Source organism: Endozoicomonas sp. ALC020, assembly GCF_049275935.1.
In the GTDB taxonomy this organism is placed as follows: domain Bacteria; phylum Pseudomonadota; class Gammaproteobacteria; order Pseudomonadales; family Endozoicomonadaceae; genus Endozoicomonas_A.
On record NZ_CP184830.1, the window covers coordinates 2,803,638 to 2,823,435 of the forward strand.

Genomic DNA, 19,798 nt, shown 5'->3' on the forward strand with positions numbered 1-19,798 from the left:
TAAAAGGAGTATTGCTATGTCCAATCCAATACACAATCCCGCAAGAGCATTGACTGAATCTCAATTTTTGGGGAGAGAAGGGGGGCGGATAACACGAGAGAAACCCGGCAAGAATCCAGGTCAAGCTGTGGAGTACGCATGGAGACGCTGTCGTGCCTCTAAAGGCAACTTAAGCATGGTGCTGGCAGGAAAGACGGTATCAACCTTGCCTGCCCGGCCCGAGCATAGTCGTTTTGTGAATGGCGGTAAATCTCTGGGGGACCGGACGGTAGGGCTGGAGCCGTCTGCATCCTGGTTCGGTAGTTTTTTGCCAACCTGTTCGCTTCAGCCTGCCCAGGCCAGCGATGCTGAAACTCAGGCTGAGCTGAAGAAAATGGATGAGCGCATTCATGAGTATTACCAGCTTATCTGTCAGCTCCATAGTGACTACTGTGAAGTTTTGAAAGCTGCGCAACAGACTGAAGATGCATTAGGTAACGATATTCCCTTCTATGAAACCGTGTTAGAAAGTCAGCGCAAGGATCAGCAATCGTTACAGCTAATGGCCAATGAACTTCTGGATGAGTTCGAAACATTAAAAGACAGCTTCCTTGCTGATATCCAGCAAAGAGATCAGAGACATTTGCAAGCTTATGATCAAGATCCTTCAAAAGCTAACTTCGCGCAGGCTTTGATTGCCCACGTTCGCTCACTTGAAGATGAGCTGCGTCAGAAGACCCTGTTGCTGACAAATAAAGATGAGGAAGCTCATGACCTGGATAGAAAAAATCAGGAGCTTACACGACAGGCTGAGTTTAGTGAAAAACAAATGATTCAGGCGCTGACCGAGCAAGACAGAATGGGACGTGTTAAAGAGGCAGCTGGCACACTAGAGACGAATTTGCATGAGGCTAGTCGTCGTTTAAAAATTTTCCAGAACGCCATTGATAAACTCCACAAAGAAAAAAATGCAGAATCCACAAGGGCTGACAATCTGAAATTCCAGCTAAATCAGGTCACAGCCCAGTTACGGGAAAGGACCAGGAAGGAAGGGCAACAGTCTGAAACAGAGCTTGAAAACATTCGCTTGAGGAGGCAGTTGGATAATGCACAAAGCAGCCTTAAATCAGTATCAGAACCTTTAGAGAATTTTGCAGCGTTGCAACTCAGAAGTGAACAGTTAGAGACGCTGACAAAAAATCAGACGCAAGATTTGCAGAGAATCAGGGGTGAGCGAGATCAGGCCCATTCGAGAGTTGTGGCTATTGAAGAACAGTTGAAAAGCCACCACGCAGAAATGAAGCAAGTCATGGATGAGACAAAGAAAGCCGAAAAAGGCCTGAACCAGCTGCAATCTCAGATTCAACGGCTGCAAGCCCAGCTCGTCGAAGCACGAGAGCACAATGAAAAATTGCAGGCCGACAAGCTGTCTTCTGACACTGAGGTGCGTCAACTCAGAACACGTTTCGCCAGTCAGGTCTCTGATGCACGAATCAAGGCCAGCCAGGCCAATATCCAGCTTAATATGGAGTTAAAAGAGAAGAAGAAGCAGCTTGAGAAAGAAAGAGCTCATTACCACGAGCTGTCGGCTCAGCTTGAGTTCCTGAACGGTGCCATGAAAAAGGAGAATGAAAAAGCATCCGGGTATTTTGAAAAAAGTCAAAGGCTGGAAGAGAAATTCAGACTGGGTAAAGAGCGGTTAACCGAGCTTGAATCTCAAAAAACGCAGCTGAAAAAACAGTTAAAGGATACCCAAATTCAGCTTAAAGGCTCTAACGGTCGCGTTTCAGCGCTGGAAGTTCAGCTGGGTCAGCAGAACAGGGAACTGGAACAACTCAGAGCCACGGGAGACGAACTGAAAGCCAACAAAGAGACGCTCGCTCAGGTTCAGACTGACCTGCGACAGACCCGGTCTCTATTACTAAAGGCTTCTACGGCAGAGACAAGCGTAAAAGAAGCGCTGCAAAAGAAAGAGCATGAAGTGAGAACCTGGATCGCTCAATCCAGGGAGTGGAATACCGCCAGGGCAGCTCTGGAAGGAGAGGTGACTACCCTGAAAGCTGGATTGCAAACCGTGTTAAAAGAGCAGCGCAGAGCGGAAGCAGAATTCACCCAACAGGCCAAGAGCCTTGAGGATCTGGCAAAGTCGCTGCTGGCATCAGAAACAAAGCTGAAACTGGCTTCCAGAGAGGCTCAGTCAGCCCGGAGCTCTCAAACCCAGCAGATTGAATCGCTGACTGTTGAGGTCTCTGAACTGAGGCGTCTCAAAGAGAAAGCTGAAGATGCATTGCTGACATTCGAGACCCGGTTCAAGGAGGACTATAGCCAGTCTGAGCGCAGTGTGAGTGAATTGAATCAACAGCTCATTGCCTTGAAAGCTCAGCTGAGCAACGTTTCCGAAGCGGAGCAGAGAGCGATCGGTGAAGTAGCGCAGGCGAAGTCAGACTGCAAAAAGTTCAGGAGTGATGCTGTTCGTCTTGAGCAACAGGTAGACAGGCTCACCAGAGAGGTCTATCGACTCAGGGATGAGCAGAAGAAGGCCAAAATAGAACTCGGGAAAGAACGGCTTGAGTTGAGAAGTGAGGTGGCAACGCTGAGGGAGAAAGCTTCAAAAGCGGATATTATTGAGCAGGAGCTGCAGCTTAAGCAAAAGGCCTTCTCCGATCAAAAAGCTCTGTTTTCCCAGACGGAAAGTGCACGCAAGGCTCAGCTTGAGCGGCTCAGGCAGGATCTGGACGAGTCCAATCAAAAGCTTCATGAAGAAGAGGCGGCTAAATTAGGCTTTCAGCTGGATTACAATTCTGCCAAAAGCCATTTGGAACAGTTGCAGCAAGAGCACGCTGAGGCCATGGCTGAAATTGACAGGTTGAAAGTCTTGTTAGAAAACAGTGGGCAGGTGCCAAGGACTGGTACCGGTTTTGATTTCCGGGAGTCCGGCGTCGAGTTCGACGATCAGGGAGCCTATGTCAGTCTCAGTACCGCCACACATCAACCCAATTCTTTACTTCAACCTCTTTCTGTGACCGGTGAAACAAGGTTGACCGATCTTCAGGCTCAGGGTCCTCGAGGTGTTTCTCGCTTTCAGTATCAGGAGCTTATGAGGAAGAAAAATGAGTTGGAGCAGCAGATGTCAGACCTCAGGGAGGAACTCAAAATGGCTCAGGATCAAAAGAGAGACTATAAAAAACGAGTCAGTGAGGCCGCCCTGGAAGTGGCAGATATCAAAAAACAGCTGAAAGAGGTTAAGGCAGAAAGTGAGCAATTTGCGCACATTGCCAGCGATCGGGCAGAAGAAGAGAAAAAGTGGCGTGAAGAGGTCGGTAAACTGACCAGAGCAAAGGCGCAGATTGAGCTTGAGAAACAGACTCAGGTGGATGAATCTCTTGAATTTGCCGATAAAACCGTGCTTCGAAATGCTGAACTGGAGACAGAGGCGGGGTACTTGAGAACCCGGTTGGAGGATCTGGAATACCGTCTGGAAAAAGAAATGCCTACTGTTATGCAGGAAAATGAGAATCTGACTCTGCAAAATGAAGCCTTCAAGACGGCACTTCTTGATGTGGTTGGTTTATTCAGAGAGAAGCTGTCTGAAGCGGATCAGCAACAACTTGAAGACAAGCTTTTGAAGATACAGTCACTGCTGCTACCGCCACAGCAGTAAAATACTGCCTTTGAGGTTAAACGGCATCTATTAAACAGATGTCGTTTTTTTCAGCTCTAATACCAATCGAACTTTCTAACTACCCGGATTGCCGACGCAATGGCGTCATTCAGTGACAGCAAACAATCAATCTTTCTTCCGTAGTTCGGTTATTTTCACCGTGCCCTCTTCAGTGACAGTGAACACATGGCTGCCATCGCGGCTGAAGGTAGCTTTGACGAGAGGACTATCATGGGAAATGATAGCTTTTTCGACCCATGTCCCACGGGTCTGCTGACCTATGATTTTAGTGGTTTTGTCCTTGCTGGAAGTTAGCACGTGGCGGCCATCAGGGCTGAAACTGGTCAAAAAGACCTCCTGTTCATGAAAAATTATGGCCTTACGAATCCAAAATCCATTGGCTTCCCGACCATAAATGCATACCGTACCAAAGATTGAGTTAAACGAGGTACTTCCTGCGCCCACCACATAGCGGCCATCCGGGCTGAAGCTGACAGAGAGGACGTGGCTAATATTGCGAAAGATGATTTGTTGCCTCCATGATTCATCGGCATTCTCGCTATAGATTTGTGACTCTCCATAACAATTGACGGTAACCCAATGGCGGCCATCGGGGCTAAAGGAGACGGTGGCTGATTCGACATCAGCCCCGTGGGAAATCTGTACCCATGATCCATCAGCTGCCTTGCCATAGATTATTGGCTTGTTATATTCAGTGGTTATTACCAGATGGCGGCTATCAGGGCTGAAGCTAGCTTTCAATAGAGGACTTCTATGGTCACTGGAACCTGTTTCTTCCCATGATTCATCGTCTTTCAGGCTATGGATTTTTATCTTGTGACCCCAACTGGCGGTCACCAAGTGGCGGCCATCGGGGCTGAAGGTGGCTGATGAGACTGCATAGTGATGGCGAATGATGGCTTTTTGTTCCCACGATCCAGTGTTACTCAGACTATGGATCTGCGCCGTCCTATCATCACTGATGGTCACCAAATGGCGGCCATCGAAGCTGAAGATGGCTGATGTGACGATATCGTGATGGCGAATGATGACTTTTTGTTCCCATGATCCGTTGTCTTTCCGGCTATGGACCTGCGCCGTCCTGTCGTTACTGTTGGTCACCAAATGGCGTCCATCGGGACTGAAGGTGGGCGACATCAGATAACGTTGATGTCTAATGGTGGTTTTTAGCTCCCATGATCCATCGCACTCCAAGCCAAAAATTGTTGCCGTGTCGTCCTGACTGGCAGTCACTGCATGCTGACTATCGGGGCTGAAGGTGGCTGAACTGATAGGATGATCATGAATGATGTGTTTTTTTTCTGGCCATGATCCATCATCCTCATGACCGAAGATTTTCACCGTCCTATGAGAATTGAACACCATCAGATGACGGCCATCATCACTCAGGGTGGCTGAACGGGGTCGGTAATTTATTTCAATGATGGTTTTTGTATCCAGCTTGAATGTTTTGTACTGAGACATAAGTACAGTCTTGGTGAAAAATAGCAGAGCAGGTACAGAAGCACCCGTCTTTTGGAGATGGGTAAGTGACGTCAATAAGGTCTTATCGTTCGTAAACGACCCAAGCCAATCATGGACTTGTTGATTACTTTTTGTAGTGATGGTTTTTCTCAGTTGATACTGGTGTGATAAAGGAAACCGACGAAACCATGCTTTTGCCAGGGCGTTATCGCTTTTAATAGCATCGCGAAAGTGGGTGCATACCTGTTTTAAGCAGTGAATATCCCGAAGCGACAAATATCTGAAGATGAGGGAATATGATGTTGTGGATAATAAATGCAGCAAAGATTGTATCTGCCTGTCAGGTACAGTGACGGACCTGTCGGCATGGATAGCAGTGGTTGTTGCCGATTGAGCTTGCTCGGGTGGTGGTGAGGGTAAATCTGTAATTTCGAGCTTGTTATTTATAGAATTCATAGTGTTTTTTACTTACGTCAGGATTTCCTTTCGACCAGTTACGACATTTAAAAATTGATTTTGGTAATTAGATTGGGTTTTGGAATAAAAGTTCATAAAAATTTTTTGAGTGCAACTAACAAAACTTTTGTCTGCGCATTTAAAAAGACACCCATAAATTTGCTTTACAAACATTTAAAAAGACACCCATAAATTTGCTTTACCATCCACCTGGTCTACTTTTTCACCCATCACTGATTTTTTACCCAGACAGGTGAGTTCATGGCTCAGGCCCGCAATACTCTGATTGACCCCGGTTCAACGCCCTATTACCACTGCATAGCAAGATGTGTTCGTCAGGCTTACCTCTGTGGAGAGAACCACCTGACTGGCAAGAACTACGAGCATCGCCGCCAGTGGGTGGTGGATAAACTCCGGGAACTGGTTTCAGTCTTTGCTATCGAAGTCTGCGCTTACGCTGTCATGTCGAATCATTATCATGTGGTTTTGCACATCAATCAGTCATCTGCCAGAGGCTGGTCACGGGACGAAGTGCTTCACCGTTGGACGACCTTGTTTACAGGCCCACTTCTGGTACAAAGGCATTTGGCTGCTGACAAACTGGGCAGCGCTGAATTGGCCCGTATTGATGAATATGCTGAGGAATACCGACGTCGTTTAACGGATATCAGCTGGTTTATGCGCTGCCTGAATGAACATCTTGCTCGTGAGGCCAACAAAGAAGATGAGTGTAAAGGACGCTTCTGGGAAGGTCGCTTTAAAAGCCAGGCATTGCTGGACGAAGCAGCGTTACTGACCTGCATGGCCTATGTTGACTTGAATCCGATTCGGGCAGGAAAGGCAGAAATACCGGAAGAGTCGAACTACACGTCGATTCAGGAACGAGTGGAGCAGGTTAAACATTCTGAGACTAAAAAACAGCCGCTGACCCTGAAACCTTTCTGTTTGCAGGGACAGGAAGCGGACGTTGCCCTTCCCTACCTTCTTCACGACTATCTGGAACTGGTTGACTGGAGTGGCCGCATTGTCAGGACAGACAAGAAAGGTTCCATCCCGTCGTGTACCCCTCCTATTCTTCAAAGACTGGAAATTGATCCGGATGAGTGGCTGAAAACCATGCAATGGAATAATCGTTTTTATCGGGCAGTTGGCCGTCTGGAGGCGATGAAGGCCTTTGCACTTGAAGCCAGACAGAAGTGGCTTCGAGGTTTAAACGCCTGCAGTCGTTTGTACCTGACAGGTTAGTGTAGAAGTCAGTTAAGACGTCAAAGACCCTCTCTTTATCTCTTCGACTTATGTCGGAATGGATTTGCATTGTCTGAATTATGGCTTGGACAGCCTTTGTTCGTTGGATGGCGCTGTGTGTCTCATTGATACGCTACTTGAGGATAGATTTTCTGATCCTTTTTGGGAATACAGTTTTTGAATGTCTTGTTTTTTTTATGGGTGTCTTATTTTTTTTTTAATCATTATTTTAATCATGGGTGTCTTATTTTATTTGTCTTATTTTATTTGGATAGTGCTGAAAAACTTCAAAAAAGCATATTAGAATCAATTGGAGAAGACTATACAAATTCAGTTAGCGTTTCCAAAGGTTTATTTTCTGTTGATGTAGATGTTCGACTTAGTGCTTGGATTGCAATGATCGATAAAATAACTTCTTGATTCACACGACAGAATGAGGAGCCGCAATATCCACTGAGGCTATCGCGGCTCTTTTTTTGTTTTGCAGTTTGGCTGGAGAGAAACCAGCCAAAACGTTACAAAGAGATTTCTTTCTCGTCAGGTGATGATGAAATCGTAGAGTTATCAACTCTTTGAACAGATGCCGTTTAATTCAACCTCAATCAGGCATTAAAACGCTTGAAACGATTAGCCAGTCCATTAGTGGAACTGTCCTGATCGGAAGTCGTACCGGACTCTTTCAGGCGGTCATAAACCCGGTTGCCCAGAACCTTGCCCAGTTCTACACCCCATTGATCAAAAGAGTTGATCTGCCAGAGGGTTCCCTGCACAAAGACTTTCTGTTCATAGAGTGCCACCAGAGCACCCACCACCTCCGGAGTGATTTTCTCAGGCACAATCATATTGTTGGGACGGTTGCCGGGAATCACCTTATGAGGCGCCAGAGCGTCAATATCGGCACTGCTTATGCCCGCCTTCGTTAACTCTTCACGAACCTCATCCAGATTCTTACCCTGCATTATGGCCTGACTCTGGGCCAGGGCGTTGGCAAATAGCCATGGATGCTGTTCGCCCAGTGGATTATGGCTGGTGGCCGGAGCAATGAAGTCCACAGGAATCAGTCGTGTACCCTGATGCAGCAACTGGTGATAGGCGTGCTGGTCATTAGTACCTGTGCCACCCCAGATAACGGCACCTGTCTGGTAATTAACGGTGCTGCCATCTCTGCGGGTCTGCTTGCCGTTACTTTCCATATCCATCTGTTGTAAATGGCCCGGGAAGTCACGCAGGAAGTAATCGTAGGAAATAACGGCGTGGGACTCTGAGCCAAAGTAGTTCTGGTACCAGACGCCCAGCATACCCAGGATAACCGGCATGTTCTTTTCCAGAGGTGCCTGGGCAAAGTGCCTGTCCATCTCCCAGGCACCTTTCAGCAGTTTCTGGAAGTTCTCAAAGCCCACTACCAGGCTGATCATCAGTCCAATGGTGGACCAAAGAGAGTAACGGCCACCGACCCAGTCCCAGAGTGGCAGGGTGTTTTCCTGGGCGATACCAAACTCATCAATGGCTTTCAGATTGGTGGAAATAGCCACGAAGTGTTTGCGAATGTCGGACTCGGCACAACCTTTTTCCAGCATCCAGGCACGGGCAGCCTGGGCATTCTGCAAGGTTTCCAGTGTGCCAAAGGACTTGGAAGCCACGATAAACAGGGTGGTTTCTGGATCAATCCTGCGGAAAACTTCTGAAATTTCGTTCGGATCAATATTGGCTACATAGTGATGTTCGAGCCCTTCAACATGATAAGGCGTCAGAGCATTGATGACTGTCTTCAGACCCAGATAGGAGCCGCCAATACCAATATTGACAATGTGTTTGATGGCTTTGCCGGTGAAGCCTTGCCACTCGCCAGAATGCACTGAGTCGGTAATGCCTTTCATGCGCTTGTGGGTAGCGCGTATTTTGGGCATGACATCTTCACCGTTGACCATGACCGGGTCTGTGCCAAAGTTACGCAGGGCTGTGTGCAGAACGGCACGCTTCTCGGTGTAATTGATTTTGTCACCCCGGAACATGGCCTGAATGGCCTCTGGCAGTCTGGCTTGTTCAGCCATCGTCATCAGGGAAGACATTACATCGTCGTTTATCAGATTTTTGGAGTAATCCAGAAACAGGCCAGCCGCTTCCAGGCTATAGCGTTCAAATCGGTCCTTGTCAGCTGCAAACAGTTCTCGCAGGTGCGTGCCTGCCATCTTTTGTTGCAGGGTTTCCAGCGATGAGGATTCAGGCAAGTGTTGAATAGGACTCATGTGAGTACAGCCTCGGAGTGTTGTGATAGAAAGTAGAATTTATGAATGGTAAGTACTCAACCATACGAAATCATATTTTCTGACTTATTGTTCAGGCACTCGCGGCAACTGCTCCTGCGTTGCTCTAGCTCCTGCATCCATGCAGTCGTGATGCGTTGCAACTCTGGTCACATAGCTTGCTATGTGCCCGTCGTTGCGCCTTGCAGAGCACCTGCCCAATAAGCCAGAAATATTCGATTCCGTATGGCTGAGTACTTACGAATGCTTTGTTGATTTAATGAGGTTTCTGCTCCTTATATTTTTGACTGCATATATCATCAATTTTTTTTTCTATATTTTTGTAGGTATCTTTTTTAAATTTCAATAAGTGGCGCTGCTCTTGATCAATCAATGTCAAATGCTCACCTGACCGCTCAACGTTAGCCAATAAAGTTTCCTTCTCTTCATCGTCGTCATCCCTGGCAAACAGTTGCCAGGGCTTCTCTGCTTCTTTTTTGGCTGATCCTGTAGACACGAAGTCTAAACAGCCATGGATTCCGTTATCTTCAAGAAAAACCAGAGTGAAATGATTTTTTTCTCCACAATCAGAATCGCTGGAAGCATTTCCCGAGCAAATTATCAATGCACCCGCTGTCACTTTCTTCCCCAGCACTTCAGGGTTTAGTAACAACCACATGCCATAGGGAGCTTCCTGGGCAGTCAAAGCAGGAGGACTGTAGCTGATGAGTGTCAGTAATCCTATACTCAAAACACTCATGCACCGGCTAAACCAGTGTGAAACCTGTCGTGTCCTGTCTTCCATAGAGTCTACCTTCGTATCGTTGAGTCTGGTTCAGTATAAGACACTCCTTCCCTGTTTAGCTCCCGGTTAATTCAACCATTGCTAATCTTTCTGACTTGTTATCGTGATGTTGTCAATCAATCGGGCCTTGCCGAGGTAGGCGGCTGCCAGAATCACCAGGTTCTGGTCATCGGGACCCGCTGGCAGAAGCGTGGTAGTACTGCTGATGTTGAAATAGTCCGGCTTGAATCCAGCCTGTGCCATTTTTGCAAAAGCGTCACGGCGCAGCAGGTCATAATCACACTCGCCCGCCAGAATAGCTTCACGTGCGGCCCGCAGACAGCGATAAAGCGTGGGGGCTATTTCTTCACGTTCTTCCGGTGTCAGATAACCGTTGCGGGAACTCATGGCCAGTCCGGTATCTTCGCGGGCGATAGGTGCACCGACAATCTCAACAGGTATACACATGTCTTTGGCCATTTTGCGAATAATGGCCAGCTGCTGGAAGTCTTTTTCTCCGAAGACGGCCACATCGGGACGAACAATATTAAACAGTTTGCTGACCACTGTGGCTATACCTGTGAAAAAGCCCGGACGGCTTTTGCCACAGTGCATGCCATCAAGCTCTTCGACACTGACGTGGGTGTGATGTTCGCTGCCTTCAGGATAAATTTCTGTCGTCTGGGCAGTGTAGAGCAGATCCACTCCCTGCTCGATCAGGAGCTGCTGGTCCTGCTCCATGGTGCGAGGGTATGAGTCGTAGTCTTCATTCGGGCCAAACTGCAGTGGGTTGACATAAATGCTGACAACGACCACATCGCAGAGTTTCTGGGCTTTTTCGACCAAAGTCAGGTGACCGCCATGCAGATTACCCATGGTCGGCACGAAAGCTACGGTTTTGCCTTCGACTCTGCAAGCTGCTACCCCAGCCTGGATTTCAGCGATGGTATGAAGTGTTTTCATAGCGAATAACTAGACGATCAGTGACTTTAAAAAAGCCAGTATTTCTGGCTTTTGGCGGTTGTAAGAGATTCTGTTTATACCATTCAGCCAGATCATTCAGAAACCTGACTGAATGGAGAGACTCAATTGAAGCTGTGTTCCGGACCCGGGAAAGTGCCATCTTTAACTTCTGCAACATACCGAGCCACAGCTTCCTGTGGGGTGGCACTGTCTTGCATGTAGTTTTTGACAAACTTGGGCTTGCGGCCTGCTGTTAGATGGAGCATGTCATGGAGGACCAGAATCTGGCCATCGGTTGCGTCTCCGGCACCAATGCCGATAACCGGGATGTCAACGGCTTTGGTGATTTCCCGAGCCAGGTCATTGGGTACGCATTCCAGAAGCAGCATGGCCGCACCGGCAGCCTGCAGATCAATGGCAGCCTGGATCATGCTGTTGGCTCTTTCCTCTTCCCGACCCTGAACCTTGTAGCCGCCAAAAACATTAACAAATTGTGGGGTGAGTCCCATATGGACACAGACAGGAATGCCCTGCTGCCTGAGGCAGGTCACGGTAGGAGGCAACCAGCCTTCACCCTCCAGTTTCACCACTTCGGCACCGGCCTGCATGATTTTGGCGGCACTGATGACTGCCTGTTCTTCGGTGGCGTAGGAAGCAAAAGGAAGGTCTGTCATGACCATGGAGTCATGAGCTGCCCTGGCTACACAGCGGGTGTGGTAGCACATGTCATCGACGGTGACGGGAACCGTGCTGCTATTGCCCTGTATGACATTGCCAAGAGAGTCCCCCACCAGAATGACTTCAACCCCCTGAGTGTTGACCAGATGGGCGAGCGTCGCGTCATAGGCCGTCAGGCTGGCAAATTTCTCGCCGGATTGTTTCATGTCGGCCAGGGTTTTCAGGGTTACTTTAGCCATCTATCAGGACCTTGAGCCTTTAGCGTTAACTGGAAAGTGCTTTGTGGCGGATTATACGCAAAGCAGTCAGGTGTGTCAGTGCTTCTGGGGAAGCGTGATTCGGAAGTTTATCGAATGAGCGTAAACCTCCGTACTTTCGTTACGTGCTTTCGCTAAGTGCTTTCGTTACTTGCTTTCGTTACTTGCTTTCGCGACACCCTCTTTCATGTCGGGGAGGATGTCAAAGCCAGGGATACTTTGTTGCCATGACTTCAATACCTGCGGTTCCGACTTCTGCCAGAAGTGTGGCTGCCTTGCGGCCATCAGGCAGGGTCAGGTCAGGGTCTATATCCAGAAGTGGACAGAGCACAAAGTTTCTCAGATGCATCTGATAGTGGGGCACTGTCAGACGATCGGAATCAATGATTTCATCACCGTACAGGATAATATCAAGATCGAGTGTTCTCGGCCCCCAGTGCACGGTTCTGATTCTGCCATGGTTATTTTCAATGGCTTGTAAGGCGTCCAGTAACGGCAGTGGTGCGAATGTGGTTTCAATCCGAATGGCAGCGTTGTAATAGTCAGGCTGTCCTGCAGGCCCCACCGGTTCACTGATGTAGAGCTTTGAACAGCCTGATAATTCAACTTTGGACAGGGAATCGATGTCGTACACGGCTCTTTGCAATTGCAGACCGGGATTGTCCAGATTGCTGCCCAGGGCTATATAGACGCTGGTCATAATGCTTCAGCTTCGCTGGTTTATTGCGGTTTGTTCGTAACAGGAGGACGCTTGCGTGGGCGGCGTCTTCTTCGTTTCTGGCCTCCCTTACCACCGGGGCGGGAATGAAGGTCGCGAATCATGCTGTTTCTGTCCTGGTCAGCAGAGTCCTGGATGTCGGTCCACCACTCCCCCGCTCCGTCCAGTGCTTCACCGGCGGCTTCCCTGAGTACCAGAAAATCGTAGGCGGCCCTGAATTTAGGGTGCGCCATCAAGGACTCAATGGCTCTTGGCTGACGGCGTTCCAGTCTGTGCTGCATTTCCCATATATCCCGTACTACCATGGTGAAACGTTTTGGAACCGCAGTGTGAGTACACTGATTGTCCAGCACGACCATGGCTGCCTGTTGCAGAGCGGGTATGGGAGGAATGCCCTGCTCACGGAGATCTCCGGCCAGTCTTTGCAGCGGCGTCCAGAGGAAGGCAGCAAATAAAAAGGCGGGAGTGACGGGTTTGCCACGGGCAATGCGTGAATCGGTACTTTCCAGCGCCCTGATAATCAGTGCTTCAGCAAATTCATCCTGAGCTTCAAGGCTGTGATGTGTTGCCGGGAACAGGTACTGAAGCAGACTGTATTCACGCAGAAGGTGGAAAGTTCTTACCCCTTTGCCTGATTGCAGTAGTTTCAGCACCTCGTCAAACAGCCTGGCCGATGGTATGTCACTCAGCAAATGACCCAGATCATAGATGGGGTCCGCAGTTGCAGGGTCCATATCGAAATCCAGCTTGGCCATAAAGCGCAGCGCCCGTATCATTCGGACCGGATCTTCGTGGTATCGTTTAACCGGATCACCGATCAACCTCAAGGTCTGATCTTCAAGATCTTGAAGACCACCGCAGTAATCTATGACAGAGTGATCACGGACGTCGTAATAGAGTGCATTGACGGTAAAGTCTCGACGAATAGCGTCGTCTTTCATTGAGCCATAGACGTTGTCTCTGAGAATCCGTCCGGAATCAGAGTGATCGGACTTGTCCTTGCTGTGGCTATCATTGCGGGCATCATCATGACCGGCCCTGAAGGTGGCGACCTCAATCATTTCGCGACCAAACAGAATATGCACCAGCCTGAATCTTCGACCAATGATCCGTGAGTTACGAAACAGTCTGCGGACCTGTTCAGGCGTTGCATTGGTGGCAACGTCAAAATCCTTGGGGTGCAGGTCCAGGTAAAGGTCCCGGATACAGCCCCCTACCAGGTAGGCTTCATAGCCATTATTGTTCAGTCGGTGAAGTACTTTCAGAGCATTTTCACTGATTTCACGCCGTGAAACAGGGTGGTTTTCTTGAGGAATGCGAGTCTGGTCTTCAGACTGGGATTGGTCAGGCTCCCAAACAGAGTCGGGTTCAGGAAGCTGCGATTCAGGGGGTGCAGAGTCTTTTTCTGTGGATGGCTTAAGCAGGAAGTAAGCAGCAAGCGATATGCCCAGCACCACTAATACTGTAATAATGATGCCTGTCATGATGAGTTTTGCATGAAATCTTTGTTGGTTAGTCAGTAATATCGTCGCGGTGGATCAGATGTACTGCTCCGGTCTGGCGTACATCATAGCATTCCAGTGGGGGATGTTGACACAGGTTTATAGTCTTTAGGAGCTCATATCAGGACATCAGACAGGTGTTAGATAGAAAAGAAAAAAGGGGGAAAGGCAAACCTCCCCCCCCTTAGTTGGCGAATCATTATTATTTTTATTGTATCGCCGGAGACTGTAAACGGATGATTTTGCTGGCTACCTTTTCCATGGTGAACCCGGAGGGCATACTGCAAAATAATCAACTTACTTTTGCCCTTATTGTTGTTATTTGGGCAGGGTTATTATTTTTATTATTTGTGCTTATTGTTATTGTTTTGTCAGTCTTTAGCATAGGTTGTGCCAGTTTTTTTAACTTGTTGATTTTTAACAATAATTAAATTATTCGAAGGGGGCAAATGAAGAAAAGGTTACGAGACTTTGTTACTTTCGCAGAGAATAGGTATTAATGCGTAACAGGTGGGGGTAACACTTCGGTGTTAACGAGGTGACAGAATCAGGTAGTTACGGTCCTGGTCGATCTGAAAGTGAAACTGACCCAGTACATTCATACCCAGCAACCCTTCTGCAGAGGCGTAGTCCAGCTCTAATCCGGCCACCTCCAGGTCTTTGACAATGTATTGACCGAGGTGTAGCTCCTTCACCCGATAAATAGGAGCAAAGACAAACCCACTGGCTGTTTTCAACTGGGTATGATTCACCCGATGGGCCATTTTCTTGCGTTTAAGCTCTTTCAATAAAGTATTGGGCAAAGTTGTCAGGCTGGCTCCGGTGTCAATCAGCAATCTTGGCTGGCTTTTATCCTGAGTTGACGCTACTACGATGTAGTGATTGCCTTCATTAACGAGAGAAATGGCTGAGGTTGGCATTTCCTCGGGTTCTTCCTGAACAGGGGGCAACAGGTCAGACAGTTGTTTGAAAGCCATTCGGCCAAACTCTTCATCGGTCTGCAATAACTCGAGTTCGCGAATGGCATTGTTGGAATCCTCGGCAGACAGGTAACCCTGAGCCATTGCAAACCGGTAAAAGGCACGCTCGGGTTCCATGGTTGCCAGTTTCTGGAAGAGGGGCAGGGTTTCCTGGAGTTGTTGGTTTTTCTGCCTGTTTTCATAGATCATGCGGCTGAGCTTGTGAATACTGCCGGCTGTGTTTTCCAGCTGATCAGGCAGGCTGATGAACGAGCGGACGCTGATCAACACTTCAATGGCTTTCTCCAGCTCCTGCTCCTCGGTGTAGAGCTGGGCCAGCTTTTTCAGAAAAACCGGGTTTTGATAATAATGTTGGGTAAAACGTTCCAGTGCAGCAATACTGTACTCCCTGTGTTCATACCATTCATCTATTTTTTGCAGCAGGACTGTTTCCAGTCGTTGACTAAGTTCCGAATTCTGTCGCTCCTGCCGTTGAAAAATGATCAGGGCGTCATCGTACCTGTGTTCTTCCAGTGCCCGCTCAAAATCAATGATTTCCTGAGGTATGTCAGGCCACTCTAGCGTGTTAGTGAAATCTCCAAGAGGCAGCCAATTCCTGAAGTCCTGATTTTCGAAGTAAGTCTTTTTGCCCTTAACAGCCAACACTTCATGCCACCACCAACCGGTAATCAGGCCAGTGGCAAACATCATGATGGATAATGTTAGAAGTCTTAGAGCCAGAATTTTTTTCAACAGGACAGGGACTCCATTCAAGTATTTTTTCTTCAGTCTAGCTTGACTCCAAAGGGATCGTCGACGCAATCCATCTGCGTGTTAATTGTGCAAATTATTTCATCCTTCTTTGCTCTATAGTATTGAAGAGATTTTTTCGCCTGTGGCTGATGATTTTCAGAATCTGTAGTCTGCCGCTCTTTCGTGATGGCATGAAATGGAGACTATCCATGAGTAAAAAAGTAGCTGTTATTCTTTCCGGGTCCGGTGTTTTTGATGGTAGCGAAATCCATGAGGCTGTTTTGACCCTGCTCAGCCTTGATCGCTGCGGAGCCAGTTACCAGTGCTTTGCCCCCGATATACCTCAACATCACGTTATTAATCATGTAACGGGTGAAGAAATGGAAGAAGGCCGCAACGTATTGGTAGAAGCGGCCAGGATTGCCCGGGGTGAGATCAGGCCGCTTGAAGAGTTGAAGGCGGAAGATTTTGATGCCCTGATTCTGCCCGGTGGTTTCGGAGCGGCAAAAAATTTATCGGATTTTGCCTTCAGGGGCAGCGAACTCAAGGTTCAGAGTGGCGTCAGCCTGGCGGTCAAGTCTTTCGCAGACGCCGGAAAACCGGTCGGGATGATGTGCATTTCACCGGCTATTGCCGGTCGCATATTTGGTGAAGGGGTTCTGGCCACCATCGGCAATGACGCTGAGACCGCTGCTGCACTGGAGCAGACAGGCGTCAGGCACGTGGAGTGTGCTGTGGATGATATTGTGGTTGATGAACGGCACAAGCTGGTGACCACTCCGGCCTATATGATTGCCAAGAGTATCAGTGAAGCCGCTGTCGGGATCGACAAGCTGGTTGATCGGGTTCTGTCTATGGTCTGATTTCCCGAAGCCTTGTCCTCCTTTGTCTGGGATGGCAAGGCTGCTGTTCAGTGGACAGTGGACAGTGGACAGTGGACAGTGGTCAGTTGGCTTGCCCTCCCTTGGGTGATGAATATGCCTCATCTACGCAAATTAGTGATATTTATCTTTCTAATATTGTGTGCTGCTTCTTACGGGTATCAAGTTGATACTTATGAAGTGCATATAAGTTTCAACCATAATGTTTCCTATGAAGATTACGACAAGAGTTTTTCCAGTGGTCTGTTGAATTTATTAACTGCTTTCTCGTTATATTATGATGAATATGTAAGTTCCGACCATTCTGCGTCATATGAAGATTACGTACAGAGTTTTTACACTGGTCTTTTGGATTTATTAACCTATCTGTCATTATATTACGATCATCTAAGGCTGCCTTTACGATTATCTGAAATAGTAATTGTTGCTTTATTACGTTTCTTTATATCTCAAAGCGCTAGTACTCATAATTATAAATATATTGCTATTTTATCAATAAGCTTATTATCAGGTTTTTTGGCTAATACTGCTTATGACCTAAGCGTATTTTTTAATAGTAATGAAAGCTCGTTATTAGCCATTTTCAGACTCATTGCGAAAATAGCAGAGCACGAATTATCTATAGAAGCTTTCGACTACTTGGCAAGGCAGCTTTTTCCAGGATTATGTCTTATTTGTTTAGAGTCCTTCAAAGCCCCTGCAGTTGCGTCCTGTTTAAAACATTGGTATTGCTGGGCATGCATTAATGAGTGGGAGAAGCAATCACCTTTCTGCCCTTTATGCCAGCGTTAGTAACCCCCGATGCGCTATTGTCAGGAGCATCAGTGAAGCTGGCCGGGGGATCGACAAGCTGGTTGATCGGGTTCTGAGATTAAGCTAATGCCAGACTATGTCCTGCAGTCCCACTCAACCTTAAAAAATCATTCCGTGTTTTTGGTGGATGCCAGCGCCTGAAGAATATCCTGTTGCCCAAAAACACGGGCAAACTCTTCTGCTGTCTGTCCGGCATTGTTCTGCTGTCGAGGGTCGCACTCACTTTTCATTAACCGGTAAGCCATCTTCAACTCGCCACGGAAGATGGCTGCCATTAATGCGGTATTTCCCCTGTTGTCCTTAAGGCAGGGGTCTGCACCCTCTGATAAAAGCAGGTTAAAAGCATCGGGCTGTCCGTTATAGGTAGCCACCATCAAGGCTGTGTAGCCCTTTTGGTTTTTAGCGTTTACCGGAAAACCAGCTTTCACAAATGTGCTAATCACTTCTGTATCGTTGATACGGGCTGCTGCCAGAAAAAAGTCCGTAAGTTGTCGTGCAGTCTGACCTTTAACGACTTTTTCAGAAGCTGATGGTCTGACTTCAACGGAATAATCAGGTGTATCAGCCTGTAACTGTTGAACAGTGACAGCGAGTCCTAAAAACCATGAAAACAAAATAACCAAGCGCATAGATCCACCTTCATTTTGAAGACAGTGGCACACACTTTTTGAGCGCCACTGCAGTGGCGTTATCTGGACATGCTCTTGACGGTTTTCAGGTTGCCGCCAACGGCTTTTGCCAGTTGTTCACCAAATTCGCTGTCAGCCTGATAGAAGTGACTGAGCATGATGTATTTCACATCTTCGTTTTCAACCTTGCCAAGATCTGCAGCCAGATTGCTAACAAGATTTTTGCGCTCCTGTTTGTTGAAGCTGCGATAGAGGACGCCTGCCTGAGCAAACGGCAACTGTTTCCTGATAGCTCGCTGCAGATACTCGCCTTCAACAGGTAAAGAGCTGTAGCGGCCTTTGGCCACTTCCTTTCTTGGGTCTAAACGACTGGGTTGATAGTTAACGTCAGAAGTCTGATTGCCATGGTTGGAGGCGCCGTCCTGATTCCAGTTGCTGACCGTTGCTTTGGCACGGTTAACAGGAATCTGCTGATGGTTGGTGCCCAGACGATACATTTGAGTATCGGCATAGGAAAACACCCGACCCTGTAGCAGGCGATCTTCAGAAGGTTCAATCCCTGGTACAATATTGGCCGGGGCAAAAGCGGACTGTTCCGTTTCCTGGAAGAAGTTGTCCGGTGTCCGGTTCAGCGTCATCGTACCTACTCTGGTCTCTTCGATATCGAGCCACATCTTTGTGGCATCCAGTGGGTTGTAGTCAAAGTCATCCAGTTGTGATGGCTTGAGTACTTTTATGAAAAGATCCCACTTCGGGTAGTCGCCTCTGGCAATGGCTTCATACATATCACGTGTCGCATGGCTGAAGTCCCTGCTTTGTATTTCTGCCGCTTCTTCGGCTGTCAGGTTCTTGATGCCCTGGCGACTTTTCCAGTGAAATTTCACGTAGGAAACATCACCGCCAGCATCAATGAATTTGTAGGCATGCACACCAAAGCCGTCCATCTGACGCAGGTTGGCCGGTGTGCCAAAGTCGGAATAGACCCAGGTCAGCATGTGAGTGGATTCAGGAACATGGCTGAAGAAATCAAAGAATCGATTCGGGTCTTGCTGATTCGTCACTGGAGACGGTTTTAGTGAATGGACCATATCCGGAAATTTGATGGCATCGCGGATAAAAAACACCGGAAGATTGTTGCCTACCAGATCCCAGTTACCTTCACGAGTATAAAACTTGGTCGCAAAACCTCGCGGGTCACGCAAAGTTTCTGGTGATCCTTTGCTATGGATTACGGTAGAAAAACGAACAAATACCGGAGTGACTTCATCTTTTGTGAAAACAGCGGCGCGGGTTAAATCGGAAATATCACGACTGGCTTTAAATTCACCATAAACACCGGTTCCACGGGCGTGGACAACACGCTCAGGAATTCTCTCCCGGGCAAAACGCTGGAGCTTCTGAATGAGTTGAACATCCTGGAGTAGAACACCACCGTTCTCCCCGGCGGTGTATGAATTCTGGTTGTCACCCACTACTGCTCCGTTATCCCGGGTCAGAGGAGTGGCCTGAAGGGTGGTGGATATGGCAAGGGTAAGTAATGTGCAATACGCAAGCGGTTTCATCGCTTTTATCTCCTAACCTCCATGCAAGCATTTATAACAACGAAGATGCTTTCAAAAGGAATTTCTTAAATGTGATTTTTTTATGGTTAGCCGAGTCAGTCGATCATAACCAAGCTTGGATTTATTGAATCAGGCGGGAGAGCAAGGAGACAGTTACTTCTCTCTATCTGGACAATAGAGAAAGTTAATGGCTTTAAGTTTGTTGTGTAATTGTTATCTATGGTTGTTTA

Annotated in this window: 15 protein-coding genes; 5 read left to right on the forward strand and 10 right to left on the reverse strand. The window is 47.8% G+C overall.

The annotated features are described in order from the left end of the window. The first annotated feature begins 16 nt into the window (after positions 1 to 16). Complete coding sequence (locus ACOJUO_RS10075) at positions 17 to 3,640, forward strand: hypothetical protein (protein WP_422139714.1); 3,624 nt, start codon at positions 17 to 19, stop codon at positions 3,638 to 3,640. A gap of 126 nt (positions 3,641 to 3,766) precedes the next feature. Here the strand turns inward: ACOJUO_RS10075 and ACOJUO_RS10080 are convergent, their stop codons facing one another. Continuing rightward, positions 3,767 to 5,581 carry an F-box/WD repeat-containing protein gene (locus tag ACOJUO_RS10080; protein WP_422139715.1) on the reverse strand — a complete coding sequence of 605 codons (1,815 nt, stop codon included), beginning with the start codon at positions 5,579 to 5,581 and terminating at the stop codon, positions 3,767 to 3,769. A 261-nt stretch (positions 5,582 to 5,842) separates the two neighbouring features. Between ACOJUO_RS10080 and ACOJUO_RS10085 the strand changes: the two genes are divergently transcribed. Further along, positions 5,843 to 6,826, forward strand: a complete 984-nt coding sequence (locus tag ACOJUO_RS10085) for a transposase (RefSeq protein WP_422139716.1) — start codon at positions 5,843 to 5,845, stop codon at positions 6,824 to 6,826. Positions 6,827 to 7,003: 177 nt separating this feature from the next. Continuing rightward, a complete protein-coding gene (locus ACOJUO_RS10090) occupies positions 7,004 to 7,246 on the forward strand; it encodes a hypothetical protein (RefSeq protein WP_422139717.1) in 243 nt (80 codons plus the stop codon). Between the two features lie 182 nt (positions 7,247 to 7,428). On the opposite strand, the gene pgi is transcribed toward ACOJUO_RS10090, so the two are convergent. From pgi to ACOJUO_RS10125, 7 genes are all read right to left on the reverse strand, one after another. Then, the gene (gene pgi / locus ACOJUO_RS10095; RefSeq protein ID WP_422139718.1) at positions 7,429 to 9,072 is read right to left on the reverse strand and encodes a glucose-6-phosphate isomerase; all 1,644 of its coding nucleotides are present in this window, start codon (positions 9,070 to 9,072) and stop codon (positions 7,429 to 7,431) included. Between the two features lie 274 nt (positions 9,073 to 9,346). Continuing rightward, positions 9,347 to 9,874 (reverse strand): hypothetical protein, encoded by a 528-nt coding sequence (locus ACOJUO_RS10100; protein ID WP_422136595.1) that lies wholly within the window; start codon positions 9,872 to 9,874, stop codon positions 9,347 to 9,349. An 81-nt stretch (positions 9,875 to 9,955) separates the two neighbouring features. Beyond that, on the reverse strand, positions 9,956 to 10,816 hold the full coding sequence (gene panC / locus ACOJUO_RS10105) for a pantoate--beta-alanine ligase (protein ID WP_422139719.1): 861 nt from the start codon (positions 10,814 to 10,816) through the stop codon (positions 9,956 to 9,958). A 122-nt stretch (positions 10,817 to 10,938) separates the two neighbouring features. Next, positions 10,939 to 11,733 carry a 3-methyl-2-oxobutanoate hydroxymethyltransferase gene (panB, locus tag ACOJUO_RS10110; protein ID WP_422136597.1) on the reverse strand — a complete coding sequence of 265 codons (795 nt, stop codon included), beginning with the start codon at positions 11,731 to 11,733 and terminating at the stop codon, positions 10,939 to 10,941. A gap of 220 nt (positions 11,734 to 11,953) precedes the next feature. Beyond that, positions 11,954 to 12,451: a 2-amino-4-hydroxy-6-hydroxymethyldihydropteridine diphosphokinase gene (folK, locus tag ACOJUO_RS10115; RefSeq protein WP_422139720.1), complete on the reverse strand. Its 498-nt coding sequence runs from the start codon at positions 12,449 to 12,451 to the stop codon at positions 11,954 to 11,956. A gap of 20 nt (positions 12,452 to 12,471) precedes the next feature. Then, positions 12,472 to 13,953, reverse strand: coding sequence for a polynucleotide adenylyltransferase PcnB (gene pcnB, locus ACOJUO_RS10120; protein WP_422136599.1), 1,482 nt, complete (start codon positions 13,951 to 13,953; stop codon positions 12,472 to 12,474). Between the two features lie 548 nt (positions 13,954 to 14,501). Then, entirely contained in the window at positions 14,502 to 15,704 is a 1,203-nt protein-coding gene (locus ACOJUO_RS10125) for a retroviral-like aspartic protease family protein (protein ID WP_422139721.1), read from the reverse strand. A gap of 188 nt (positions 15,705 to 15,892) precedes the next feature. Here ACOJUO_RS10125 and elbB point away from each other — a divergent pair, with 188 nt between their 5' ends. Together elbB and ACOJUO_RS10135 are read left to right on the forward strand one after the other, a co-directional pair. Beyond that, positions 15,893 to 16,546 (forward strand): isoprenoid biosynthesis glyoxalase ElbB, encoded by a 654-nt coding sequence (elbB, locus tag ACOJUO_RS10130; protein WP_422136601.1) that lies wholly within the window; start codon positions 15,893 to 15,895, stop codon positions 16,544 to 16,546. 12 nt (positions 16,547 to 16,558) lie between these two features. Next, a complete protein-coding gene (locus ACOJUO_RS10135; RefSeq protein ID WP_422139722.1) occupies positions 16,559 to 17,356 on the forward strand; it encodes an RING finger domain-containing protein in 798 nt (265 codons plus the stop codon). A 128-nt stretch (positions 17,357 to 17,484) separates the two neighbouring features. Here ACOJUO_RS10135 and ACOJUO_RS10140 read toward each other — a convergent pair whose 3' ends face one another. Next, positions 17,485 to 18,006 (reverse strand): ankyrin repeat domain-containing protein, encoded by a 522-nt coding sequence (locus ACOJUO_RS10140; protein WP_422139723.1) that lies wholly within the window; start codon positions 18,004 to 18,006, stop codon positions 17,485 to 17,487. Between the two features lie 59 nt (positions 18,007 to 18,065). After that, positions 18,066 to 19,568, reverse strand: coding sequence for a catalase (locus ACOJUO_RS10145; protein ID WP_422139724.1), 1,503 nt, complete (start codon positions 19,566 to 19,568; stop codon positions 18,066 to 18,068). Positions 19,569 to 19,798 lie beyond the last annotated feature (230 nt).

Coding starts and splice junctions, on each gene's coding strand:
- ACOJUO_RS10100 (WP_422136595.1), bottom strand. CDS start 9,874: ATGGAAGACAGGACACGACAGGTTTCACACTGGTTTAGCCGGTGCATG.
- ACOJUO_RS10075 (WP_422139714.1), top strand. CDS start 17: ATGTCCAATCCAATACACAATCCCGCAAGAGCATTGACTGAATCTCAA.
- elbB (WP_422136601.1), top strand. CDS start 15,893: ATGAGTAAAAAAGTAGCTGTTATTCTTTCCGGGTCCGGTGTTTTTGAT.
- panB (WP_422136597.1), bottom strand. CDS start 11,733: ATGGCTAAAGTAACCCTGAAAACCCTGGCCGACATGAAACAATCCGGC.
- pgi (WP_422139718.1), bottom strand. CDS start 9,072: ATGAGTCCTATTCAACACTTGCCTGAATCCTCATCGCTGGAAACCCTG.
- ACOJUO_RS10140 (WP_422139723.1), bottom strand. CDS start 18,006: ATGCGCTTGGTTATTTTGTTTTCATGGTTTTTAGGACTCGCTGTCACT.
- ACOJUO_RS10145 (WP_422139724.1), bottom strand. CDS start 19,568: ATGAAACCGCTTGCGTATTGCACATTACTTACCCTTGCCATATCCACC.
- folK (WP_422139720.1), bottom strand. CDS start 12,451: ATGACCAGCGTCTATATAGCCCTGGGCAGCAATCTGGACAATCCCGGT.
- ACOJUO_RS10080 (WP_422139715.1), bottom strand. CDS start 5,581: ATGAATTCTATAAATAACAAGCTCGAAATTACAGATTTACCCTCACCA.
- ACOJUO_RS10085 (WP_422139716.1), top strand. CDS start 5,843: ATGGCTCAGGCCCGCAATACTCTGATTGACCCCGGTTCAACGCCCTAT.
- panC (WP_422139719.1), bottom strand. CDS start 10,816: ATGAAAACACTTCATACCATCGCTGAAATCCAGGCTGGGGTAGCAGCT.
- pcnB (WP_422136599.1), bottom strand. CDS start 13,953: ATGACAGGCATCATTATTACAGTATTAGTGGTGCTGGGCATATCGCTT.